We start from the raw sequence: 23,402 nt of genomic DNA on the forward strand, positions 1-23,402 counted from the left end.
GCACATGGTGATCAGTTCTCGGCGAGCAGTCGGCTGACCTCGGCCGCTGCGGCCACGACCAGCGGCGCGAAGGTCTTCTCCTGCGCGCGGGTGTAGCGCGTGTCGGGAATGGCGAGAGTGATCGCCGCCACTGGACGTCCGGTCGGGTCCGTGATGGCCGCACCGATCGACGACACCTGGGGGCGGTACCAGGACGAAGACCCGTTGAGCGCGTACCCGCGCTTCGCGGTCTGGGCGATGTCGCGGCGAAGTGCGGCGAAATCCGGAGCCGGGTTCTGGGCGAACTCGGGAAGTTCGTGGGTGAACAGCTCCTCGACCTCGGATTCGTCGAGCTGTGCCATGATCGCCGTGCCGCCGGACGTCGCGAGCAACGGGACCCGCGTGCCGACGTCGAGGACGACCCGCACGACCTGGTCGGTGTCCTGGCTGGCGACGACCACGAGACTGTCGCCGTCGCGTTCGGCCAGCATGACGGTCTCGTTCGTCTCGGCCGCGAGCCGTTTGACGACCGGGTCCGCGATCTCTTTGAGGTCCGGCTTCCCGCAGTCGCGCAATCCGAGCGCCAGCACCCTCGGTGCGACTCCCCAGCGCGCGCGTTCCGCGTCCACGACTTTCAGCCATCCCGCCTGCTGAAGTGTGATCAAGCCGCGCTGCACGGTGCTCTTGGGGATCTCCGTGCACCGTGCCAGCTCGGAGACACCGATCGGCTGCCGCCGGGCAACTTCCTCGAAGACTCGCAGCGTGCTGAGGACACTGTTCATCGACCGGATGCCGCTGGCCGGCTTGTCGGCCTCTTCGTCGTGCATGTGCCTCATCGTGGCACAGCGATACGATGGAAGCCTCGCGTCGCAGGGGAGGAAGCATGACCGAACCGTGGCAGTGGAGCGACCAGACCTGGCGGGACCACGTGGGTCGCGTACGTGCCGGGCGGCCGTTGCGGCCGGATTCCTGGCCGGGCGGGGCGCGGGTGGCTGTGGCGTTGTCGTTCGATTCCGACCACGAGACGATCTCGCTGCGCGACGGTCACGTGTTGCCGGGCAAGCTGTCGCAGGGCGAGTACGGTGCGCGGGTCGGCGTGCCGCGGGTGTTGAAGCTGCTTGAGCGGTTCGGTGCGCCGTCGACGTTCTTCATGCCCGCGGTGTCGGCCTTGCTGCACGACGGCGAGGCCCAGTCCTATGTGGACGCTGGGCACGAGGTCGCGTTGCACGGCTGGATCCACGAAAGCAACGCTCAGCTGCCGCCCTCGGCCGAACGCGACCTCGCCTTCCGGGCCGCGGACACGCTGGAGCGGCTCACCGGCAAGCGTCCGGTCGGTATTCGCACGCCGTCCTGGGACTTTTCCGAAAGCTCCCTCTCGATCATCCGCGAGCTGGGCTTAGCCTACGACTCCTCGTTGATGGCGGACAACGACTGCTACGAGATCCTCGCCGACGGCGAACCGACCGGCATCGTCGAGATTCCGGTGGAATGGATCCGCGACGACGCACCGTATTTCACGATGAATCGCTACGGTCCGCAGCGTCCGTACACCCCGCCGCGGGAGGTGCTGCCGATCTGGCGCGACGAGTTCGACCTCGCCGTAGCCGAGGGCGGCCTCTTCCAGCTCACCATGCATCCGCATATCATCGGACATCGTTCCCGTATCGCGATTCTCGCTGAGTTGCTGGAACACATCGCTTCGCACGACGGGGTTTGGTTCGCCACGCACGCCCAGGTCGTCGACTATGTCTCTAAGGTGAGCGCCAATGGATAGCTGCCACGACAACGCCGACGACCGCGGCCAGCGCTCCGGATAGGACAAACGTCGTCCCCATTCCGACGGCGTCGATCACCGGCTGCGCGATCAGCGGCGACGAGAACTGTCCGAGGAACAACGCGGACGTCAGCAACCCCAGCGACCTGGTGCGTGCGCCAGGGGATGCGGTGGAAACCAGCCAGCCGTTGATGGTCGGGTTTTGCAGTCCCACGCCAAGTCCGACCACGACCATGCCCAGTGCGGCCGTCCACAATGCACTGGCGGTCCCGAGGACGACCAGACCCACGGCGAACGCGGCGAACATCGCGATGGCCAGCCTCGGGAAGGACCAGCGGGCGCGCAGGCGGCGGAAGTTCAGGCCCACCAAGGTCATCACCAGATTGACCGCGGCGATCAAAGCTCCCGCGACGGCCGGTCCCGCGCCGCCGACTTCGGCCAGCCAGAACGGAGCCTGCGTCGGAACGGTGTAAAAGACGACGACGCCAATGAAGATCAGCGCGTACAGCCCGAGCAGCCGAGGCTGCCACGGCGACGCGGCCGTGGTGGTGTCCCTCGGGTCAGTCGGCTGGACCCGCGCGTCCGGCACGAATCGCAGTACGAGCGCCACCATCGGAATCGCCAGCAGGTAAATGGCGAACGGTCCGCGCCAGTCCACCGCGGCCAGCAAGCCGCCGAGCAGCAGGGCGACGACGCCGCCGAAACCCATTGCCGCTCCTTGCAAACCGAGCGCTCGGCCGTGGTCGGCGGGATCGTGGTGATCGGCGATCAACGCGGTTGACGTGGTCATGATCCCAGCGATGCCGATCCCGAGCACAGCTCGTCCGACGAGCAGTGCGGGGAGTGAATCCAGAAGCAGACCGGATCCGCCGCCGACGGTGTAGAGGGCGAGGCAGGCGAGCAGCACCGGCACGCGTCCGGTCCGTCCGCTCAGTTTGGCGAGCAACGGCGCGGACACCATGATCGCCAGCCCGGGCAATGTAAGCACCAGCCGGACGAGAAGCTCCGCGTGCGGTTCGGCGGCGAAGTGCCGCTGCATGCCCGGCAGCGCGGGCGTGATCGTGGCGCTGGCCATGATGGTCATGGTGCTGACGCCGAGCAGCGTCGCCAGCAAGGATCTCGGTGGGTGCCGCACTCCGGCGTCAGTCGTTTCGGTCACGACGCCGAAGGTAAGACCTCAAGTTAACTCGAAGTCAATGCCGAGATCGCGTTCTGGACACGTCCGGGGGCTTCTGTGCCGAGCTGGTGCAGGCCGCCGCGCCGCTTGCTCGCGCGGGCAGGCGTCCCGCCTCCGTGGTATGCCTAGCCCTACCTTCGAGACTACGGGCAAGCTGATCGAAACCGGGCCGCACGCTGGCTAGTCTGGATCTCGTGGCTACCGTCTCTCCGACCGCGAAACCGCGCACTCTGCTGGATGCCTTGTCGCAGCGGACGTTCCTGATTTCCTCCTGGCCGTGGCGAGCGTTGCTCTACGGGGTCAGCACCGGTCCGATGACGCTGCTGTTCGGCCTCCCGTTCGGGTTCTGCCTGCTGCCGCTCGCGGTGCTGGTCAGCCGCGTCGTGCACGGGCAGACTTCTGAGCTCGGGCTGGTCGCGGTGTTCTCGGTGTTCGGAATGCTGCTGTTCCTGATCGCGGGGCCGGCGTGGGCGGCAGTGGTGGCCGGGGTCGAACGGCAGCGGCTGCGCATGGTCGACCTCAACCCGGTGACTGTCCCCTTTGGACCTGTCAGCGAACCAGGCTGGTGGCCCCGAATGCGGGCTCGCTATACCGAACCGTCGTCGTGGCGCGAGCTCGGGTACGCGGTTCTGTTGTGCACCGCGATTCCTGCGCTGTACTCGGTGGCTGGGATGGCGGCGTTCTTCGCTGCGATCCTGGTGCTCAGTCCGCTGCTCGTCAGCGAGAACGAGACGATTTCGGTGGGCTTCGCTGAGGTTTCCACTCCCGCGGGGGCGGTGCCGTACGCGCTGGCCGGTGTGGTGCTGCTCGTGCTGTCCGGCTATCTGCTGTCCGGATTCGCTGGCCTGCACGCGATGCTGGCCCGATCGTTGCTCACCGACGGGGCCGCCGAGAAGCTTCGCGGCGAGCTGACCGAGGTGTCGCGATCCCGCACGCGGCTGCTGTCGGCGTTCGACGCGGAACGCAAGCGCATTGAACGCGACCTGCACGACGGCGCGCAACAGCGGCTGGTCGGGCTGAGTTTGCAGCTTGGGCTCGCGAAGGTCGACCTGCCGCCGGATTCGGAGGCGGCGAAGGCGGTGTCGGACGCGCATGACCAGGCCAAGAAGCTGATGGTCGAACTGCGCGAGCTGATCAATGGAATCCACCCGCGCGCGCTCGCCGAACTTGGCTTGCCCGCCGCGTTGGAGGAACTCGCCGACGGCTGCGCGGTGCCGGTCACCGTTGACGTGACGGTGCCCGCGCGGCTGCCGGAGCCGGTGGAATCCACCGCGTACTTCGTGGTGGCCGAGTCGCTGACCAACGTCGCCAAGCATTCCGCGGCCAGCTGTGCCTCGGTGACCGCTGGAATTGTCGGTCGTCTTCTTACGATTGAGGTATGGGACAACGGAGCTGGTGGTGCTGATCCGTCGCGTGGCACCGGGATTACCGGGTTGAGCGACCGGGTCGCGGTGCTGGGCGGACGGATGTGGGTGCGCAGTCCGGTCGGCGGGCCGACCGTCGTACGAGTGGAGCTGCCGTGCTGAGGGGAGAGCCGATGCGGGTCGTCCTCGCCGAAGACGAGGTGCTGCTGCGCGAGGGATTGTGCGGTTTGCTGGAGCGGTTCGGCTTCGAGGTCGTCGCCGCGGTCGGCGATGCCGAGCGTCTGCACGCCGCTGTGCGCGAGCACGATCCGGACCTGGTGCTCACCGACATCCGGATGCCGCCCGGGCATTCGGACGAGGGGCTGCGCGCCGCGGTCGAGTTGCGGCGCACGCGGCCGGAGCTGGCCGTGGTGGTGCTGAGCCAATACGTCGAGCACCGTCACGCGGCCGAGTTGCTCGACTCCGCCGAGGGGCGCGGGGTCGGCTACCTGCTGAAGGACCGGGTGGTCGACGTCGAGGAATTCATCGCGACGCTGCGGCAGGTCGTCGACGGCGGAACGGCGGTGGATCCGCAGGTGGTGCGTCAGCTGCTGCGCCGGCGGGCCGATCCGCTTGGCCGGTTGTCGGCGCGGGAACGGGAGGTGTTGTCGCTGATCGCCGAGGGCCATTCCAACGCGTCGATCGCCCGGCGGCTGGTGGTGTCCGACGCCGCGGTGGGCAAGCACGTGGGGAGCATCCTGTCGAAGCTCGACCTCCCGCCGACGGACGAGGGGAACCGGCGAGTGCTGGCCGTGCTGGCATTTCTTCGCGGGAACGGCTGAAGCGGTGCGAGCGCGGCCAGGCCACGCCCGCACCGCAGCGCTCAGGCGGCGTTCACCACCGCGGTCAGGCTGGCCGCGAGTACCGAACGATCGCGCCCGGCTGTCCATTGTGTACCACTGTCGGTGCGGTATTCCAGCAGCGTCAATGCTTCGCTGCCGTTGCCGGAGCCGATGCTGGTTTGGTACAGGGCAACGATGTCCACCTTCCGCCCGTGCTCGCCGAGCGCCGCGGTGAGCGCTTCGACCGGTCCGATTCCGGTGTGCGTGCTGGTCTGCTCGATCCCGTCGACGCACAGGGTGATGCTGGTGTGCTCGTCGGCCGAGTTTTCGAACCGGGACACCGTGATGGCCGGATTCGGCTGGAGGTAAGCGGTTTCGAAGAGCCGCCACAGTTCCGTCGCGGTCACCTCGTGGCCGGAGCCGTCGGTGTGGTCCTGGACGCGGCGCGCGAAATCGATCTGCAGCCGACGCGGCAGCGTGATGCCGTACTCGTTTTCCAGCAGATAGGCGATTCCGCCCTTGCCCGACTGCGAGTTCACCCGGATGACGGCGGCATAGTCACGGCCGAGGTCGGCCGGGTCGATCGGCAGGTACGGGACGCGCCAGTCCAGTTCGTGCGCGGGCACACCGGTTTCCGCGGCACGCGCGTGATGTTCGGCGAGACCCTTCTTGATCGCGTCCTGATGGGTGCCGCTGAACGCGGTGTGCACGAGGTCGCCGACGTACGGATGCCGTGCGTGGACCTCGATCCGGTTGCAGTACTCGACGGTGCGGCGGATCTCGTCGATGTCCGAGAAATCGATCATCGGGTCCACGCCTTGGGCGTGCAGGTTGAGCGCCAGGGTCGCCAGGTCGACATTTCCAGTGCGCTCGCCGTTGCCGAAGATACAGCCCTCGACGCGTTCGGCCCCGGCCAGCACGGCGAGTTCGGCGCAGGCGACGCCGGTGCCGCGATCGTTGTGCGGGTGCACGGACAGGATCACCGAATCGCGGCGCGCGAGGTTGCGGTGCATGTACTCGATCTGGTCGGCGTACACATTGGGCGTCGCGATCTCGACGGTCGCTGGCAGATTCAGGATCACTGGACGGTTTGGGCTCGCTTGCCAGATCTCGGTGACCGCGTCGCAGACCTCCAGCACGTAGTCGGGTTCGGTGAGGTTGAAGACCTCGGGGGAGAACTCGAAGCGGACGTTCGGCAGGTCGCCGGCCGCGCGCAGAACGTCACGGGCACCGGAGAGGATCAGTTCTTTCAGCGACGCTCGATCGTGGCCGAGGACCACCGTGCGCCAGGTCGGCGCGGTGGCCGTGTACAGGTGGATCACGACGTCGTTGCGGATGCCGCGAACGGACTCCACGGTGCGTTCGATCAGGTCGCGCCGTGCCGGGGTGAACACGACGATCGTGACGTCGTCGGGGGCCAGGTCGGTGTCCGCGAGCAGCCGGACGAAGTCGTAGTCGGTCTGCGAGGCGGACGGGTAGCCGACCTCGATTTCCTTGTATCCCATGCCGGTCATCAACTCGAAGAACCGGCGTTTGCGCGCCGGATCCATCGGTTCGGCCAGGGCTTGGTTGCCGTCGCGCAGGTCGACCGGCACCCAGAGCGGGGCCCGGGTGATCCGGTTGCCGGGCCAGGCTCGGTCAGTGTTGGGGACGTCAACCCGCTGGTAGACGTCGCGGTAGCGGTGCGACGGCATGCGGGAAGCTCGCTGCCGGTTCCACCTGGTGTTCATCTGCGGTCCTTCTCGGAGGTCGGGAGCCGACCGGCACGCGTGCTTGCCCCACGGCGGGGGGCCGGTCCGGTCAGGCCCCGCCGTGGCGGCGAAGGAGAAGGAAGCGCGTGAACATCGAGGCGGAGCGTAGCACAACTCCTCAGACAAGTAGCGGTGTTGGGGCAGGTGCCCGCCGCGGGCGGCGCGAGCGCTTAGGATTGGCTCGTGGAGCTGGAATTCGTGCGGACCTTCGTCGCCGTTGTCGACGGGGGGCAGTTCCAGGAAGCGGCCGCGGAGCTGGGGATCACGCAGCAAGCAGTGTCCAAGCGCGTCGGTGCGCTGGAGCGCGAGCTCGGGGTGCAGTTGTTCACCCGGACCGCGCGCGGGGCCAGGTTGAGCACCGACGGCGAGGCATTCCTGCCGCATGCACGGGTGCTCCTCGACGCGGAGAAACGCGCGCTCGCCGCGGTGCGGCCGGAGAAGCGCCCGCTGCGGGTCGACGTGCTGAACCGGCGGACCAAGTCGGCGCAGCTGGCGCTGAGGTTCCACCGGGCCTTCCCGGAGGTGGAGCTGGAGGTCGTGACCACCGGCGCCGAGCTGAGCTTCGACGCCGCCGTCGCCGCGGTCGCGGCCGGTTCGGTCGACGCGGCGTTCCGCGGGGTGCCGAAGCGCGACCTGCCCGGCGGCGTGACGAGCGGCGTGGTGGACTACGACCCGCACGAGCTGCTCGTCGGCCCGCGGCACCCGTTCGCCGACCTGTCGTCGGTGCCGATCGCGAAACTGGCTGGCCACCGGATCTGGATGCCGGGGCTGTCGGTGACCACGGAATGGGGCGCGTACTACGCCGAGCTGTCGGAAGCGTTCGATCTGACCATCGACGTGTCCGGTCCGGTCTTCGGCAACGAAACGATGCTGGACGAACTGGCGACGTCGCCGGACCTGTCGACCTTCGTGGGCGCTGGCTCGCGCTACTTCTGGCCGGACGAGTACGACCTCCGCCGGGTGCTGGTGGTCGACCCGACGCCGGTGTACCCGATGTCGCTGCTGTGGCGGCGGGAGCCCGCGCATCCGGACGTGCGGAAACTGCGCGACTACCTGGTGACGGGACCGGAGCCAGGGGACGGGGTTTGGCTGCCCAGCTGGGAACGGGCCTAGTCAGAGCGGGTGTTCGTACCAGACGTTCGGCTCGACGTATACGCCCAGATCCTGTTCCGTCGACGCGAGCACGGGCGCGATACCGCCGGGCACGACGGTGTGCCCGTCTTTGAGGCGGATACCGGTCCACTGCCCCCACTGCGCGAGCGTGCCGGTGACGGTCATCGCGAACGGTGCGATTTTCCGGAACTCGGCACCGAGCCGCTCGTGACTGCGCAGCCAGGGATCGGTGCCGCGGCCGAGGTAGTCCACAATGGACTCCACGGGTGGTTTGCCGGTCGGCCGCACCGGCACGACCAGCCGGGAAAGCCCGGCCCGGCGCGCCCGGTTCTTCAGTTCCATCAGCGCTTGTGCGGCAAGGCCTCGCCCGCGTGCGGTTTCCGCGACGTACACCTCCAGCGCGACAAGGGCGGTGGGCGACCGTTCGTCGAGATGGTCTTCCGCGGCCCAGACGAGGGCACCGTCCCAGCCGTGGTCAGGCAGTTCAGGCCGTTCCGAGGTGGGGAAGGCGACCGGAATCGCCGCCGCCCGCGCGACGGGAACGTCGTCATCGAGGAGGACCAGGAAGAACTCGGGCCAGTGCGCGGCGATCCGCTTCGAGCTGGCCAGCCCGCCGGTAAGGCCGTGGCCGAGGAACTCTCCGCCGACGAACCCCAGCTGGAGCGCGGGAGCGCGCAGCTCCGGCCGGGCGGCGAGGTCTTCGACGCGAATCACGAGATCTCCCCTCGTTGCCTGGCGCGCCCGTCCGCGCTTCGGGAAGCGGCATCGAGCTCACCGCACCGGAAGCGCCGACCTCCGCCTGCCCAGTGCCGCCGGGTCGAGGTTCGCCCGGGTCCCGGCCCGGTGGCCCTCCCGGTAGCCCGATCCCGACAACCGTCGCGGGGCCGCCGAGCGCAGGTCGCCGTACTCGCGGTCGAAGGCCTGCTGCACGAGCGCCGTCCGGTCCCGCACCACCAGCTCCGCGGACTTCCCGCCGGCGACGTCGGAGTACGTCCGCGCGGCGTTTTCCTCCGCCGCGGTCAGCCGTTCATGCACCGCACGGGCGAAACCGTGCAGCCACGTCCGCCGGTAGGCCGCCAGCGATTCGCGGAACACCCGTTCCTCCGGCCGCACCCGGGTGAGCTGGGTGCTCGCCTGCAGCAACAGGCTGGTGAACAGCAGCTCGACCCGCGCGAGGTCGGTGCGGAAGCCGAACACGGTGACCTCTTCGACTCCTTGACCGACTCGATGCAGCAAGGTCCGGCAGCGCAACGGATACGCGATGCTGGTGAGCAGGCTGGCTTTGTCGCGGCTGTACGGATTGGAGATCGGCAGCTTCAGCACCGTGATGTCGTCGCCGGTTTGCCCGGACGCGGCCAGCATCGCGTTGTCGATCCCGTGCCGCGCGATCAGCTGCGCCGCTTTGGTGTTGTACAGCTCGGCTTCGGCGGGCGTGACGGCCGGGTCCTCGGCCTTGGCGAGCAGCTTCCGCACGCGCTCGAGCAACGTGTCGTGGTCGGGCATGACCCCCCTCTCCAGCAGGCGCGGCCCGTGCGGACCGGCATGGGGTGCACGGTAGGCGTGGGGTACGACAATATTCGATCAGATGTTCGGGAGTGACACTGGGCGCCCGGTTCGTCGCAGCCGTAGGCTTGAGAGGTGTCTCCGCCCGTCACGCTGGACGTCGCGGTCGTCGGCTCGGGGCCGAACGGCCTGGCCGCGGCCGTGGTGCTGGCGCGGGCCGGGTTGTCGGTCGAGGTGTACGAGGCGTCGGCCGAGCCGGGCGGCGGGGCGCGGTCGAAGCGGTTGTTCGACTCCGACGTTGTCCATGACATCTGTTCGGCGGTCCATCCGATGGCCGCGGCTTCGCCGTTTCTCCGCCAGTTCGATCTCGACCTCTGTTATCCCGAAATCCCGTACGCGCATCCGATCGACGAGAAGACCACAGGCATCGCGTACGCGGATCTCGACCGTACCTGTGCGCGGCTAGGAACAGACGGTGCGAAGTGGCGGCGTTTCATGGCACCGCTGATCGAGCACAGCGATGAGATCACCGAAGTGCTCCTCGGCGACCTTCGCCGCCCACCGCGTCCGCGTACGGCTGCGTACATCGCGACGCGCGCTCTCGCGGCGACAGTGAATTCCTTCAGGAGCAAGGAAGCGGCGGCGCTCATCGCTGGCGTGGAGGCGCATGCGCTTGGCAAGCTGCCGTCGCTCATTGGCGGCGGCATAGCGGTACTGCTGTGCCATCTCGCGCACACCACAGGCTGGCCGATTCCCCGCGGCGGTTCCCAACGCATCAGCGACGCTCTTGTCGCGGACATCGAGGCCCACGGTGGTCGCGTACGCACCAACGCGCGCGTCGCTGACGTACGCGAGTTGGCGCACGCGCGCGCCGTACTGCTGGACTTGGCACCCAAAGGTGTCCTCGACCTCGCCGGTCCATTGCTGCCCCAGCAGTACCGCAGGGCGCTGGAGAAAGTCCGTTACGGACCGGCGGCGGCGAAGGTCGACTTCCTGGTCTCCGAAGCGATCCCGTGGCGCGAAAAGGAACTCGCCCGCGCCGGGACTGTCCACATCGGAGGGACAAGAGCCGAGGTGCACGCGGCGGAAAACGCGGTAGCCGCCGGGAAGCGGGCGCGGGATCCGTTCGTCCTCCTCTCCCAGCCGATGGCCGCCGACCCGTCCCGCGGTCTCCCGGGCAAACAGCCGATCTGGGCCTACGCCCACGTCCCGCACGGAGATCCGCTCGACCCGACCGCCGCGATCATCCGCCGCATCGAACGCTTCGCGCCCGGTTTCCGCGACACGATCCTCGCCTCGCGCGCGATCCCGGCGAGCGAGTTCGAGGCGTACAACGCCAATTACGTCGGCGGGGACATCGCCGCCGCCGCGGTCACGATGCGCCAGGTGCTGGGTCGGCCGGTCCTGCGCTGGGACCCGTACCGGACCCCGTTGCGCGGCGTCTACCTGTGCTCGGCCGCGACGCCGCCCGGCCCCGGAGTGCACGGAATGGCCGGTCAGCACGCCGCGGAACGCGTGCTGCGCAACGAATTCGGCTACCGGCCAGGCCGGACCAGGCCGGTTTCGTAAGCGACCACTACCGCCTGCGCCCGGCTGGAAATCCCGAGCTTCGGCGTCAACCGGTTGAGGTGCGTCTTCACCGTCGCCTCGCTGACCAGCAGCCGAGCCGCGATCTCCCCGTTCGGCATCCCGGTGCCGACCAGCCGGAGCACCTCGCAGTACGCGCGGGTTCTCCGGCCCGGCGAGATTGTGGGGCGGCTGACACGCCGTCTGGGCCGGGCAGCCGGATGTCCATCAGGATCACCTCGGGCCGCAGTCGCGCCGCCTCCCGCACGGCCTCCAGCCCGTCCCGGTACGCGCACAACTGCTGACCCGACGGCAGCGTCCGAGACGTTCCGGCGACCCGCAGCCGCACCGTCAGCCCGGCTTCGCGGACCCGGGTGACCAGCGCGGGAAGCTCCTCGAGGCCGGCCGCACCGGCGAAAAGGAATAGTCCGACCGCGGCGGCCAGCAGCGAATCCTTGCACAGTGGCCGCGCCCGGAGGATCCGCATCGCGGCCCTGAAACTACCTTCCTGACCGGCGGTTTCCTCATCCCTACCGCGATCGCGGCAGGCCGCCTACCGCCAGGGTTTACCCGAGACTGCGGCTAAGGGCGGAATCCGCGGAAGGAATCGAACGATTACCGTCAGCTCCGAATGGTCATCCATTCCCGCTGTTCGGCGGAGAGCCAGGGGGATTCCGGGCTCTCCGCTGGAGCTTCACCCCAGATACGCGTCGAGTGTCACCGCCAACGCCGATTCCGGCGAAGGTGCGAAGCTGGCTCCGGCCAGTCCGCCCCACAACCACAGCTGCGCGAGACCGTGCAACGCGGCCCACAGCGACGCAGCGACAAGCCGTGGATCCGTACCCGGACGCAGTCGGTCGTCGTCCGCTTCGGCGCGGTCCAGACGCACTAGCTCGGCGAAGGTGTCGAAGACGGCGCTGCTGGCCGCGACCAACCCTGGTTCCTCCGGGTCAATGAGGTCGCGACGGAACATCAGCTCGAACATGGCGGGGTTCGCCACCGCGAAGTCGACGTACGCGTGACAGGCGGCGGTGACGCGTTCGCGCGGGGTGCCGTCGGGCAACTGTGCGCCGCGATGGAGCAGCTGTGTGAAGCCAAGCGTTGCTACGGCGGACAGCAGCTCCGCGCGTCCCGAGAAGTGGCGAAGCGGCGCACCGTGCGACACGCCAGCCGCCTTCGCGATACCGCGCAAGGTCACGGCCTCGACGCCAGAACCGACGAGCAGGTCCGCTGCGGTACGGATCAACCGCTGCCGCGCGCTCATACCTGAGCTTCGGAGAACGCCACCGGCAGCAGCTCTGGACGCTTCGGCAGGAAGCCGTCGCCGGGGGACCGGCCGATGATCCGGTTGCGCAGCCGCGTGATCCCTACCGGCAGCACCTCCTGCCACAGCCAGCGCAGGTCGGCGATCGCGCTGCCCGGGGCCGGAGCGCCGGGCAGCGGCTGAAGCCAGCTGCCGTCGTGCGCGACGCCGAGCCGATCGAGCACGTGGCCGGCGACGCGCAGATGTCCGGCCTGCGACAGGTGCAGCCGGTCCGGCCCGAAGTAGCGCGAGTCGTGCGCGGCCTGGTCCGGCCACAGGTCGACAAGCTTCGCGCCGTAGCTGACCGAAGCCTCGCGGATCGCGTCGTTGAGCGCGGTGACCCTCGGCCGCATCCGCCCGCCCAGCGGCATGCGATGCGCGATGTCGCTCAAGGTGAACGTGACGACGGTCGGCGCGATCTGCGTGCACCGCCGGATCGCGGTGTCCACGCGACGGGCGACCGTGCGAGCGTCCCAGCCGCGGCTCATCACGTCGTTGCCGCCGCCGAACAACGCGATCAGGTCCGGTTCGTGCCGCTCGGCCGTCGGGAGCTGCTCCGCCGTGATCTGGTCGAGCCGTCGTCCGCGAACGGCCAGATTGGCGTAGCGAAAACCGGTTTCGTCGCGCGCGAGCCGCCCGGCGACGTAGTCCGCCCAGCCGCGGTACTGGCTGTGATCCGGGTAGGGATCGTCCAGCCCCTCCGCGCAGCTGTCGCCGACGGCGACGAACGTGTGGAAACCCATTCCGCTCTCCGTAACCCCTGGTTCATCTTGTAGACACTGTCTATCAAAGTATGTAGACGGTGTCTACCTCGGGGTGCCGTGGTGGCAGTGTCCGGAGGTGCTAGTCGGGGGCCGCCTACAGCGCCAGGGGTGTCGCCGAACGCTCGGTGATCAGATCGAGCACCCGCGTCACGACGGCCAGGTCCCGCTCGTCGATTCCGTCGAGCAGCAGGGCGGACGAACGCGCGTTGGCAGCGTTGATCCGGGCGTTGAGTGCTTCGCCCTTCGTTGTCGCGGAGATCGCGCCGTCGATCAGCCCGGCCGCGGTGAGGCTTTCCAGCGCCGCCGACACCTGCGCTTCGTCGATCACGTTGGGCGTCACGACGGCGGCCGCGACTTCATCCGGTGTCGCCGATCCGGCCGCGACGGCCCGCAGCACGAGCGACTCCACGAAACCGAGCCCTGCCTGGCCGAGGATGGTGTCCCGCCGCGCGGTCAAAGCGGCGGCGGCGATCACGACGGTACGAGCGTTGAACGTGGTCATGTCTGATTCCTTATGGTGAGGGGTTTTCGCCCAGCAGGGCGAGCAGGGTTTCCCGGAACTCCTTGGCCTGCTTGCCTTTCGGCCCGCCGATGGCGGCGGTCTGCTCGGCCATGAGCGCATGCACGATCGCGATGGCCTCGGCGACCGTCTTCCGGCCGCGGTCGGTCAGCACGAGCCGGACGGCACGCGGATCGTCCGGATGCACCGGCCGCTCGATGAGGCTCGCGTTCTCCAGCGCCCTGGCCAGTTTCGAGACGTAGATCGGCTCCAGGCCGGCGTGGTCCGCCAGTTGACGCTGGCTCGGCTCCGGGCCGCGCGCCGACAAACCGCTGAGGGACGCCAGCACCACGTACTGCGCGTGGGTCAGGCCCAGCGGGGCCAGCGCCCGGTCGACGGAGGACCGCCATTTCATCGACAGCCGCCAGACGAGATACCCGAGCGTTGGTTCCATGTAGATAGTGTAAATGGAAACTATAGCTATGGCTACTATCTGGCGGAGATCCGAGCTCGAACGTGTCGAAGTGCGGCTAGGCGCACCCGGCCGCCGACACCTTCAGGCGGACGGACATCGAATCAGCCGCCCGTCCACAGCCGGAGCTTCTGCGGGTTGCGGACGGCCCAGATGTGCGTGACGCGGCCGCCCGCGGCATCGAACGCGTACACGGCCGAGATCTCCTCCCCGCGCCGGATGACCAGGCCGGGCCTACCGTTGACGGCGCGTTCCGCCAAGGTCATCGAGCCGCCGCCGCGGACGGCCAGGTCGGTGAGGTAGCGGGCGATCGCTTCGGCGCCGTTGATCGGTTCCAGGGCGGCCTGGACCAGACCACCGCCGTCCGCGGTGAAGGTGGCGTCGGGGTCGAGGAGGCCGATCAGGGTGTCGATGTCCGCGGCTTGCCAGGCCTGTTTGAAGGTGCGCACCAGGCCGGCCTGGTGCGCCGCCGGGATCGCGGACAGCCGCGCGGTGCGGATGCGGCGACGGGCCGCGGAGGCCAGTTCGCGGCACGCCGCCGGGGTGCGGCCGGTGATCTCGGCGACCTCGGCGAAGGAGTAGCGGAAGACGTCGTGCAGCACGAGAGCGACGCGCTGGGCCGGGGTCATCGCTTCGAGCGCCACGAGGAACGCCATGCTGACCGACTCGTCAAGGGTGATCCGGTCGGCGGGGTCGCCGTGCGCCCCCTCGGCGTGGTCGGGCACCGGCTCGGGGATCCACTCGCCCACGTACCGCTCGCGCCGGACCCGCGCCGACCCGAGCAGGTCAAGGCAGATGCGGCTGGCGACCGTCGTCAGCCACGCGCCGGGCGAAGAGATCGCTTCCTGCTGCGGCCGCGACAACGCGTACCAGCGGGCGTAGGCCTCCTGGACGGCGTCCTCGGCTTCGGCGAGGGAACCGAGAAGGCGGTACGCGAGATTGACCAGGTGCCTGCGCTCGCCGGTGACCGGCTCCGGTGCTGTTGTCATGACTCCTCCGACGAAACAGCGTGCCGGAATGTCATGCCTGACGTTCCGGCGGGCCGTCTCGTCGTACCGGGCGAAGACGCATCCGAACAGGGGAGAACGATGATCAGGATCGGAATCGTGCTCGGCAGCACTCGCCCGGGCCGCAAGGGCGACCAGGTCGCGCGATGGGTGCACGAGACGGCGACCCGGCGTACGGACGCCGAGTTCGAGCTCGTCGACCTGCGCGACCACCCGCTGCCGCACCTCGACGAGCCGCCGATGGCGCCGGGCGGCTACCGGTTCGAGCACACCCGGGCGTGGGCGGCGGTCCTCGCGTCGTTCGACGGGTTCGTGCTGGTCACGCCGGAGTACAACCACTCCGCGCCCGGCGTGCTCAAGAACGCCATGGACACCGTGTACTTCGAGTGGAACGACAAGGCGGCCGGCTTCGTCTCGTACGGCGGCGTCGGCGGGGCACGCGCGGTCGAGCAGTTGCGGCTGGTCTGCGGGGCGCTGCAAATGGCCGACGTCGCCCCGCAGGTCACGCTGCCCCTGGCCACCGAGTTCGAGGGCGAGGTTTTCAAGCCGGGCGAGTACAACGCCGCGGCGCTGGACATGCTGCTAGATCACGTCGTCCGGTGGAGCACCGCGCTCGCCTCGGTACGCGCGCGACGCGAAGGGGACGAAGCCGAGATCAGGGGTCGCATCGACAAGATCATCGAGTCGTTGCGGGCGAAGGATCTCGAAGGCCTGAAGCGGGTCTACGCCCCGGACGTCGTTTCCTTCGACGTCGAGCCGCCGTTGCAGCACGTGGGGATGGACGCGAAGCTGAAGAACTGGGAGAAGGTGTTCACGCTCTTCGAAAAGGTGGACTACGAGGTCCGCGACCTGACCGTCACCGTGGGCGCTGACCTGGCCGTGGGGCACGGCTTCGGCCGCGTGAGCGGGCTGCTCCGCGACGGAACCGAGGCGAACGGCATGTGGGTCCGGGCCACCTTCGTCTTCCGGAAGACCGGCGGCGACTGGGTGATCGTCCACGACCAGGCGTCCGTGCCGTTCGACATCGCGACCGGCAAGGGAGTCGTCGACCTCGAGCCGTGACGCCTCAGCAGAGCCACGCGGCGGGTCTGCCAGACTCGCCGACGTGGCCAGCTCAGACCTGCACGGAGAAACGGACGCGGCATGAAGATCTTGGTAGTGGGCGGCAGCGGCCTGCTAGGTCAGCACGTGCTCGATGAACTGCGGAAACGCGGGCACGAGACGACCGCGATCGCACGCGCGGCGCGCGAGGGTGTCGACCGGACGCTCGACGTATCGAAGGCTTCGCACGACGAGCTGCGCGAAGCACTCGACGGACATGACGGTGTCGTCTTCGCCGGCGGCATGGACGACCGTGCGGTCGGACGCGGACCGGTCGAGCCTCGGCTGCGCGCGGGCAACGTCGCACCTGTCGCCGCGTTGTTGCGCGCAGCGCGCGAAGCAGGCTGTACGCGCGCTGCGGTTCTCGGGTCCTACTACACGTACTTCGACCGCGTACACCCTGAGTGGGGGTTGGCCGCGAAGCATCCGTACGTGCGTAGTCGGCAGGAGCAGGCCCGCGTCGCGCGCGAAACGGCGGGGCCGGGGTTGCCGGTCGCGGTGATCGAGGTGCCGTTCGTTTTCGGTGTTGCCGAGGATCGCGTGCCGCAGTGGTCGGTGCCGATTGTGAAGTGGGTCCGCTCCAACACGCCGCTGTTCGCGCCTGCCGGTGGTACCGCGGCGACGAGTGCGCGCGGGGTTGGCGTCGCGACGGTGGACGCGTTGGAGCAGGCATCGGGCGCGGATATCCCGGTGGCGGAAGAAAACCTGCAGTGGACGGACATGTTCGCCCGGCTGGCCGCGGCGGCGGGACGACCGCGCCGGGTGCGCCCGATGCCGTCCTGGCCGGTGCGCGGTGCCTTCAAACTCGGCGGATTCCTCAACGGGCTCACCGGAAAGCAGCCTGGTCTGACGGTGCGGCACATGGACGGTCTGCTGCTGAGAGAGCTGTACCTGGAGCCCTTCCGCCGGGCGACAGTCGACGACGCGATCCGGGAAACCGCTGTGGCGAGGTAAGAATCAGCCGAGCCGGGCGCGGTGCGTCCGCACCGCGGCCAGTCGCGGATCCGACGGCGAAAGGACCGCGCACAACGCGTCCAGAATCGCCAGATCGTCCGCGCCGCAGGAGGTCTCCCAGAACGCCCACAACGTGTCCGCGTCCCGGCTGTTCAGCGCCAGTTGCCGGACCTGCGCGCTGATCGACTCGCGTTCCTCCAGGATCGCGGGCGATTCCGACTCCGCGAGCAGCGGTCCCTGGAACGACCGGACCGCCGCGGCGGCGTCGCCGGCACGCAGGGCGGCTTTGGTGCGCAGGAAATCCGCGTCCACTGTGGCCGCGATCCGGTACGGGCGGGTCTGCAACACCCCGGTGCCGAGCTGGGTGCGCAACCGGTGGATCTCGGCGCGGACGGTCACCGGATTGCCAGACTCGCCGTACAGCTGCAGCGCCAGCTTTTCCGCCGACAGACCGCGCGGCTGCAGCGCGAGCAGGGTCAGCAATTCGGCGTGCCGCAAGGTGAACGGGATGTCTCGACCGTCCACAGTGGTCGATCCCGGACCGTCGGTGAGGTATTCGAGCGACAACTTCCGCCGGGGCGCGGAGCCGGACGTCGCGATCCGCAACAGGTAACCCTCGTCGAGCGGGTCGACGGTGGCGATCCGGCCGTCCGGCAGCGTCACGGTGCCGCCGCCTTTCCGTACCTCGACAGTGGACGGAAGGGTGCACGCCTCGGCGGCCAGCACCCGTCCGCCCGCCGAAAGGAGCGCGCCGGGGCGGCCGCGCAACGACGCCAGGTGCGGCATGTTCGCCCGTCGCACCTTTTCGTCACGGACCGCCAGCTGCGCCCGCAGCCGTCCCTCGGCCAGCTGCGCGGTGGCCGTGACCAGCGACAACATCGCCGGATGCACCGTGCGGAGCGGCCCGCTGACGTCGATCGAGCCGAGCAGCGCGCCGGTGTCCGGGTCGCGCACGGGGGCCGCCGCGCAGGTCCACGTGTGATAGCGGCGCACGAGGTGTTCGGCGGAGTAGATCTGCACCGGCTGGCCGGTCGCGAGCGTGGTGCCCATCGCGTTCGTGCCGATCGCCTCTTCGCTCCACCTCGTGCCCTCGGTGAGCGCGACCCGGTCCGCGCGCAGCAGCACGCCGGTCGCGCCCTCGCGCCACAGGATGAGGCCGTTCGCGTCGGTCACGATCATCATGTGCTCGGCGTCGTCGGCGATGCTCACCAGCATCTCGCGCAACAGCGGCAGCACCGGGGCCAGCGGATGCTCCGCACGCAGTTCGGTGAGCTCGTCCGCCTCGCAGATCAGCGGGGCCTCGCCCGCGTCCGGGTCGACGTGCGCGGCCAGCGAGCGTTCCCACGATTCCGACACCACCGAGCGCGGCGAGCGCGGCGCGGCGGCCCCGGACAGCACCGCTTCGCGGACGTGCCGGAGCAGCTGCGCGTACGACTCCGGGTCGCGCAGCAGGTCGGGTTCGGGCGGCTCTGCCACGTGCACGAGAGTAGAGACCCTGGTCACAAGGCTGCAACGTCGGCGCAACGTTGCCCGGCCTACGGTCGCCGCCGACCGTCACCGACCAGCAACGAGGCAGGGCAAGATGGCCGTATACGCCGCACCGAACACCGACGGCTCCGTCGTCGACTACGAGACCCGCTACGACCACTACATCGGCGGCGAATACGTCGCGCCGGCGGGCGGGCAGTACTTCGAGAACCCGACCCCGGTGACCGGGAAGACCTTCACCGAGATCGCCCGCGGGACGGCGGCCGACATCGACCGGGCGCTCGACGCGGCCGAGGGCGCCGCGCCCGCGTGGGGCCGCACCTCGCCCGAGGAGCGCGCGAACATCCTGCTCAAGATCGCCGACCGGATGGAGCAGAACCTCGAGAAGATCGCGGTCGCCGAATCCTGGGAGAACGGCAAGCCGGTCCGCGAGACCCTCGCCGCCGACATCCCGCTCGCGATCGACCACTTCCGCTACTTCGCCGGCGCGCTGCGCGCCCAGGAGGGCGGCATCTCGCAGATCGACGACAACACCGTCGCCTACCACTTCCACGAGCCGCTCGGTGTGGTCGGCCAGATCATCCCGTGGAACTTCCCGCTGCTGATGGCGGTCTGGAAGCTCGCCCCGGCGCTGGCCGCGGGCAACGCGATCGTGCTCAAGCCCGCCGAACAGACCCCGGCGTCGATCCACCTGCTGCTGTCGATCATCGGCGACCTGATCCCGCCGGGCGTGCTGAACATCGTCAACGGCTTCGGCGTCGAGGCGGGCAAACCGCTCGCGTCGAGCAACCGCGTGCGCAAGGTCGCGTTCACCGGCGAGACCACGACCGGCCGGCTGATCCTGCAGTACGCCAGCGAAAACATCATCCCGGTGACCGTCGAACTGGGCGGCAAGAGCCCGAACATCTTCTTCGACGACGTCGCCGCGGCGAACGACGCGTTCTACGACAAGGCGCAGGAAGGCTTCGCGCTCTTCGCGTTGAACCAGGGCGAGGTCTGCACCTGCCCGTCGCGCGCGCTGATCCAGGCCGGCATCTACGACCGGTTCCTCGGCGACGCGGTCGAGCGCGTGAAGAAGATCAAGCAGGGCAACCCGCTCGACACCGAGACGATGATCGGCGCGCAGGCCTCGAACGACCAGCTCGAGAAGATCCTGTCCTACATCGACATCGGCAAGCAGGAGGGCGCGAAGGTGCTCACCGGCGGTGCGCAGTCCGACCTGGGCGGCGACCTGTCCGGCGGCTACTACGTGCAGCCGACGGTGTTCGAGGGCGACAACAAGATGCGCATCTTCCAGGAGGAGATCTTCGGCCCGGTGGTGTCGGTGGCGAAGTTCGACGACTACGACGACGCGCTGAAGATCGCCAACGACACCCTGTACGGCCTCGGCGCCGGCGTCTGGTCGCGCGACGGCAACACCGCCTACCGCGCGGGCCGCGACATCCAGGCCGGCCGGGTGTGGGTGAACAACTACCACGCCTACCCGGCACACGCGGCCTTCGGCGGCTACAAGGCGTCCGGCATCGGCCGCGAGAACCACAAGATGATGCTGGACCACTACCAGCAGACGAAGAACATGCTGGTCTCCTACTCCGACCAGGCGCTGGGCTTCTTCTGATGCCCGAGCGGGTGGACCTGACGCCGGCCGCCGCCGACCTGCTGCGGCGGCTGGTGTCAGCCCACGGGCCGGTGATGTTCCACCAGTCCGGCGGATGCTGCGACGGCAGCGCCCCGATGTGTTACCCAGCAGGCGAATTCCGTGTCGGTTCTCGCGACGTGCATCTGGGCGACCTGACGGTGGAAGGAATCGACGCGGTTCCGGTGTGGATGTCCGGGCCGCAGTTCGAGTACTGGAGGCATACCCATCTGACGATCGATGTGGTGCCCGGACGCGGGAGCGGTTTCTCGTTGGAGGCACCGGAAGGCGTGCGGTTCCTGATCCGGTCGCGGTTGTTCAGCGACGAGGAATCCGCGGCACTGAACGGATAGTGCTGGCCGCTCACCGGATCCCGCGGGTCCGGTGAGCGGCGAACAACGCGGCGAGGCTGACCGCGGCGGTCGCCACCAGGTAGTAGCCCGGCGAAATCGGCGATCCGGTGGTGGTGACCAGCGCGGTGGCGATCGCGGGCGTGAACCCGCCGAAGACGCCGACGGCCGTGTTGTAGCTGAAGGCCAGGCCCGTCGCTCGCGTCCGCGCCGGGAACGCGTCCGCCATCACCGCGGGCAAGGGTCCAAAGTAGACCGCTTTCAGCAAGCCGAGCACGGCCATCGCGACGGCCAGCACGGCGAACGATCGTGCCGACGTGACCCACACGTACAGCGGCACCACGGAAATCCCGATCACCGTCGCCGCGACGGCCATCATCCGGATCCGTCCGTAACGGTCCGACATCAGCCCGGCCACCGGCGGGACCAGCGTGAGCAGCACCGAAGTGATCAGCAGCGCGGCGAACGAGGCCGACGCGTTCAGCCCGAGGTTCTTGATCGCGAACGCGGGCAGCGACTGCAGGATGAAGTTCAGCGACGTCGACACCACCAGCGCACCGCCGGCGATTAGCAGTCCGCCCCAATTCCGGCGGAACACCTCGCGCACCGCGGACTCCGGCCGGTCCTCCTTCGGGCGAGGGGCTTCGTCGACGTGCCGGCGCAGGTAGTAGCCGACCGGCCCGACCAGCAGGCCGAACACGAACGGGACCCGCCAGCCCCACGACGTCATCTCGGCGGCAGGCAGCAGCGCGGTCAGCCCGGCGGCGAACGCCGACGAGAGCAGCGTCGCCAAACCCTGGCTGGCGAACTGGAAACTGCCGAGGAAGCCCTTGCGCCGGTCGTCGTGCTCGATCAGGAACGACGTCGCCGCGCCGAATTCGCCGCCGGCCGCGAACCCTTGCAGGAGCCGCGCGACGATCACGCCGATCGGCGCGAACACGCCGATCGTGTCGTACCCGGGCAGGATCGCCAGCAGGAAGGTGCCGGCGACCATCAGCCGGATGGTCACCACCAGCGCGCGCCTCCGGCCGCGGCGGTCGGCGTACGAGCCGAGGACCAGCGCGCCCAGCGGCCGGATCAGGAAGGTGATGCCGAAGACGGCGTACGCCTCCACCAGCTGGATGCCGGGATTGTGGCCGGGGAAGAACATTTTGCCGATATAGCCCGCCATCAACGCGTAGACGGCGATGTCGAACCATTCCAGCGCGTTCCCGATGACCGCCGCGGCGACGGCGCGGCGCGTGACGGTAGCGCTGCGGGTCTTGGTCGCGGAGGTGTTCATCGAACATCCTTTCCGGACTGGCCGAGGGCGTCGAACAGCGAAGTGGCGAGGACGAGACCTTCACGGGCGATCGGCGCGAGCAGGTGTTCGTCCGGGGCGTGTTGCAGGCAACCCGGGTAGGAGTGCGGCAGCCACAGCGTGGGCAGGCCGAGAATGTCAGTGAAGACGTGGTTCGGCAGCCCGCCGCCGAAACTGGGCAGGGTGGCGAGACCGGTGCCGGCGAGCACGGACTGCGCCCACCGCACCCACGGGTTGTCGACCGGCGTCCGGCTGGCCGGATAGCTCTCCGACAGGCTCACCTCGACCATCGAGAACCCTTGCGCGGCAAGGTGCTTCTCGATCGCCTCGGTCATTCCGTCCAGCGTCGTCCCGGTGACGTAACGCAGTTGTAGCACCGCGCGGGCCCGGCCGGGGATCGCGTTGACCGGACGGTCCACGTCGGCCGCACCGAAGGCGAGTACCTCCAGGGTGTTCCAGCCGTAGAGCCGTTCGGCCGCGCTCAGGCCCGGCGCGCCCCAGCCGGGGTCGGGGACCGGATCGCCCGGGGTGTTCGCGACGACCACGTCGGCGAGCGCCTCGCGCACGGTCTCCGGCAGGTCGCTCGGCAGCAGTTCCGGCACCTGGACCCGGCCGTGTCCGTCGACCAGGGACGAGATCGCTCCGGCGAGCGTCGTGGCGGGGTTGCGCAGCAGACCGCCCCAGTTGCCGGAGTGGTAGGCGTCCGGCCGGAGGTCGACGTCGAGGTTGATCCGCACTCCGCCTCGCGCGCCGAGGAACAGCGTCGGCGTCGCGGCGTCCAGGCGCGGGCCGTCGGAGGCGATCAGCACGTCGGCGGCCAGCAGGTCCCGGTGCTGAGCGGCGAAGTCGGCGAGCCCGGGGGAGCCGATTTCCTCGCCGGTTTCGAAGAGGAACTTCAGATTGAACCCGAGCGCGCCGCGGTGATCCAGCACCAGCCGCAACGCGGTGAGGTTGACCAGGTGCTGGCCCTTGTTGTCGGCGGCGCCGCGGCCGTACCAGCGCTCGCCGTCCGCGGTCAGCGTCCACGGGTCGCGGTCCTCGCTCCACTGGCCGGCGTGCCCGTCGACCACGTCGGCGTGCCCGTAACACAGCAGTGTCGGCAGCTCAGGCGATTCCGTCCGGGTGCCGACGAGGAACGGCCCGCCGCTCGGATCTGGGTTCGGGAAGGTCTCGACCGTGCAGCCGAGCGTCGTCAACGCGGGAGCCAGCACCTCGTCCAGGTATGCCGATACGGCAACCCGGCCGTCCGGACTGGTGCTCACCGTCGGATAGCTGACCATCCGGGCCAGTTCGGCGAAGAACGCGCCCGAGTCCACCTGGTCCCGGGCTTTCGCGAGCAATTCGGTCGGTGTCACGGGCGCTTCTCCCGAAGTCGGTGCCAGCAGTCCGGGCAGCGTAAGCTGCGCCGATACGTCCTGACCATTGCCGATTGGGCGGGTTGTCGTTCTCATTTCGGCAAACCAGACCGAAGGGCGCTGCG

Annotated in this window: 23 protein-coding genes; 9 read left to right on the forward strand and 14 right to left on the reverse strand. The window is 69.1% G+C overall.

The genetic code is table 11. The annotated features are described in order from the left end of the window. Nucleotides 1-11 precede the first annotated feature (11 nt). Nucleotides 12-806, reverse strand: coding sequence for an IclR family transcriptional regulator (locus tag ATK30_RS24545; RefSeq protein ID WP_208637415.1), 795 nt, complete (start codon nucleotides 804-806; stop codon nucleotides 12-14). A gap of 56 nt (nucleotides 807-862) precedes the next feature. Between ATK30_RS24545 and ATK30_RS24550 the strand changes: the two genes are divergently transcribed. After that, the gene (locus tag ATK30_RS24550) at nucleotides 863-1,753 is read left to right on the forward strand and encodes a polysaccharide deacetylase family protein (RefSeq protein WP_101437582.1); all 891 of its coding nucleotides are present in this window, start codon (nucleotides 863-865) and stop codon (nucleotides 1,751-1,753) included. Here the strand turns inward: ATK30_RS24550 and ATK30_RS24555 are convergent. Continuing rightward, a complete protein-coding gene (locus ATK30_RS24555) occupies nucleotides 1,731-2,912 on the reverse strand; it encodes an MFS transporter (protein WP_101437583.1) in 1,182 nt (393 codons plus the stop codon). The genes ATK30_RS24550 and ATK30_RS24555 overlap by 23 nt on opposite strands. A gap of 212 nt (nucleotides 2,913-3,124) precedes the next feature. Here ATK30_RS24555 and ATK30_RS24560 point away from each other — a divergent pair, with 212 nt between their 5' ends. Continuing rightward, nucleotides 3,125-4,456 (forward strand): sensor histidine kinase, encoded by a 1,332-nt coding sequence (locus tag ATK30_RS24560; RefSeq protein WP_208637416.1) that lies wholly within the window; start codon nucleotides 3,125-3,127, stop codon nucleotides 4,454-4,456. A gap of 11 nt (nucleotides 4,457-4,467) precedes the next feature. Then, nucleotides 4,468-5,115 (forward strand): response regulator transcription factor, encoded by a 648-nt coding sequence (locus ATK30_RS24565; RefSeq protein ID WP_101437584.1) that lies wholly within the window; start codon nucleotides 4,468-4,470, stop codon nucleotides 5,113-5,115. A 41-nt stretch (nucleotides 5,116-5,156) separates the two neighbouring features. Here ATK30_RS24565 and ATK30_RS24570 read toward each other — a convergent pair whose 3' ends face one another. Continuing rightward, nucleotides 5,157-6,845, reverse strand: a complete 1,689-nt coding sequence (locus tag ATK30_RS24570) for a 2-isopropylmalate synthase (RefSeq protein WP_101437585.1) — start codon at nucleotides 6,843-6,845, stop codon at nucleotides 5,157-5,159. A 204-nt stretch (nucleotides 6,846-7,049) separates the two neighbouring features. Between ATK30_RS24570 and ATK30_RS24575 the strand changes: the two genes are divergently transcribed. Beyond that, on the forward strand, nucleotides 7,050-7,979 hold the full coding sequence (locus ATK30_RS24575; RefSeq protein WP_101437586.1) for a LysR family transcriptional regulator: 930 nt from the start codon (nucleotides 7,050-7,052) through the stop codon (nucleotides 7,977-7,979). On the opposite strand, the gene ATK30_RS24580 is transcribed toward ATK30_RS24575, so the two are convergent. Beyond that, entirely contained in the window at nucleotides 7,980-8,693 is a 714-nt protein-coding gene (locus tag ATK30_RS24580) for a GNAT family N-acetyltransferase (protein ID WP_101437587.1), read from the reverse strand. A 57-nt stretch (nucleotides 8,694-8,750) separates the two neighbouring features. Continuing rightward, nucleotides 8,751-9,482, reverse strand: a complete 732-nt coding sequence (locus ATK30_RS24585) for a DUF2786 domain-containing protein (protein WP_101437588.1) — start codon at nucleotides 9,480-9,482, stop codon at nucleotides 8,751-8,753. Nucleotides 9,483-9,617: 135 nt separating this feature from the next. Here ATK30_RS24585 and ATK30_RS24590 point away from each other — a divergent pair, with 135 nt between their 5' ends. Beyond that, the gene (locus ATK30_RS24590) at nucleotides 9,618-11,051 is read left to right on the forward strand and encodes a phytoene desaturase family protein (RefSeq protein ID WP_101437589.1); all 1,434 of its coding nucleotides are present in this window, start codon (nucleotides 9,618-9,620) and stop codon (nucleotides 11,049-11,051) included. Here the strand turns inward: ATK30_RS24590 and ATK30_RS24595 are convergent. The 6 genes from ATK30_RS24595 to sigJ form a co-directional block, all read right to left on the reverse strand. Continuing rightward, complete coding sequence (locus tag ATK30_RS24595) at nucleotides 11,018-11,194, reverse strand: response regulator transcription factor (protein WP_279630015.1); 177 nt, start codon at nucleotides 11,192-11,194, stop codon at nucleotides 11,018-11,020. The genes ATK30_RS24590 and ATK30_RS24595 overlap by 34 nt on opposite strands. 548 nt (nucleotides 11,195-11,742) lie before the next feature. After that, nucleotides 11,743-12,312, reverse strand: coding sequence for a TetR/AcrR family transcriptional regulator (locus tag ATK30_RS24605; RefSeq protein WP_009083495.1), 570 nt, complete (start codon nucleotides 12,310-12,312; stop codon nucleotides 11,743-11,745). Continuing rightward, complete coding sequence (locus ATK30_RS24610; RefSeq protein WP_101437591.1) at nucleotides 12,309-13,094, reverse strand: SGNH/GDSL hydrolase family protein; 786 nt, start codon at nucleotides 13,092-13,094, stop codon at nucleotides 12,309-12,311. The genes ATK30_RS24605 and ATK30_RS24610 overlap by 4 nt, the downstream gene beginning before the upstream one ends. Before the next feature lie 115 nt (nucleotides 13,095-13,209). Next, nucleotides 13,210-13,617 (reverse strand): hypothetical protein, encoded by a 408-nt coding sequence (locus tag ATK30_RS24615; RefSeq protein ID WP_101437592.1) that lies wholly within the window; start codon nucleotides 13,615-13,617, stop codon nucleotides 13,210-13,212. Nucleotides 13,618-13,627: 10 nt separating this feature from the next. Continuing rightward, nucleotides 13,628-14,068: a MarR family winged helix-turn-helix transcriptional regulator gene (locus ATK30_RS24620; protein WP_101437593.1), complete on the reverse strand. Its 441-nt coding sequence runs from the start codon at nucleotides 14,066-14,068 to the stop codon at nucleotides 13,628-13,630. Nucleotides 14,069-14,190: 122 nt separating this feature from the next. After that, nucleotides 14,191-15,075 (reverse strand): RNA polymerase sigma factor SigJ, encoded by an 885-nt coding sequence (gene sigJ / locus ATK30_RS24625; protein ID WP_101437594.1) that lies wholly within the window; start codon nucleotides 15,073-15,075, stop codon nucleotides 14,191-14,193. A 99-nt stretch (nucleotides 15,076-15,174) separates the two neighbouring features. Between sigJ and ATK30_RS24630 the strand changes: the two genes are divergently transcribed. Together ATK30_RS24630 and ATK30_RS24635 are read left to right on the forward strand one after the other, a co-directional pair. Then, nucleotides 15,175-16,155, forward strand: a complete 981-nt coding sequence (locus tag ATK30_RS24630) for an NAD(P)H-dependent oxidoreductase (protein WP_101437595.1) — start codon at nucleotides 15,175-15,177, stop codon at nucleotides 16,153-16,155. A gap of 81 nt (nucleotides 16,156-16,236) precedes the next feature. After that, complete coding sequence (locus tag ATK30_RS24635; protein WP_101437596.1) at nucleotides 16,237-17,148, forward strand: NAD-dependent epimerase/dehydratase family protein; 912 nt, start codon at nucleotides 16,237-16,239, stop codon at nucleotides 17,146-17,148. A gap of 3 nt (nucleotides 17,149-17,151) precedes the next feature. Here ATK30_RS24635 and ATK30_RS24640 read toward each other — a convergent pair whose 3' ends face one another. Continuing rightward, complete coding sequence (locus ATK30_RS24640) at nucleotides 17,152-18,630, reverse strand: helix-turn-helix domain-containing protein (RefSeq protein WP_244194948.1); 1,479 nt, start codon at nucleotides 18,628-18,630, stop codon at nucleotides 17,152-17,154. Between the two features lie 100 nt (nucleotides 18,631-18,730). Here ATK30_RS24640 and adh point away from each other — a divergent pair, with 100 nt between their 5' ends. Both adh and ATK30_RS24650 read left to right on the forward strand, forming a co-directional pair. Further along, the gene (gene adh, locus ATK30_RS24645) at nucleotides 18,731-20,254 is read left to right on the forward strand and encodes an aldehyde dehydrogenase (protein WP_101437597.1); all 1,524 of its coding nucleotides are present in this window, start codon (nucleotides 18,731-18,733) and stop codon (nucleotides 20,252-20,254) included. Continuing rightward, complete coding sequence (locus ATK30_RS24650) at nucleotides 20,254-20,625, forward strand: DUF779 domain-containing protein (RefSeq protein ID WP_101437598.1); 372 nt, start codon at nucleotides 20,254-20,256, stop codon at nucleotides 20,623-20,625. Before adh ends, ATK30_RS24650 begins: the two co-directional genes overlap by 1 nt. A gap of 10 nt (nucleotides 20,626-20,635) precedes the next feature. On the opposite strand, the gene ATK30_RS24655 is transcribed toward ATK30_RS24650, so the two are convergent. Both ATK30_RS24655 and ATK30_RS24660 read right to left on the reverse strand, forming a co-directional pair. Then, nucleotides 20,636-21,904: an MFS transporter gene (locus ATK30_RS24655; RefSeq protein WP_101437599.1), complete on the reverse strand. Its 1,269-nt coding sequence runs from the start codon at nucleotides 21,902-21,904 to the stop codon at nucleotides 20,636-20,638. Then, nucleotides 21,901-23,277 carry a M20 family metallopeptidase gene (locus ATK30_RS24660; RefSeq protein WP_167441991.1) on the reverse strand — a complete coding sequence of 459 codons (1,377 nt, stop codon included), beginning with the start codon at nucleotides 23,275-23,277 and terminating at the stop codon, nucleotides 21,901-21,903. Before ATK30_RS24660 ends, ATK30_RS24655 begins: the two co-directional genes overlap by 4 nt. Nucleotides 23,278-23,402: the final 125 nt, after the last annotated feature.

The organism is Amycolatopsis echigonensis (assembly GCF_002846615.1).
Taxonomy (GTDB): domain Bacteria; phylum Actinomycetota; class Actinomycetes; order Mycobacteriales; family Pseudonocardiaceae; genus Amycolatopsis; species Amycolatopsis echigonensis.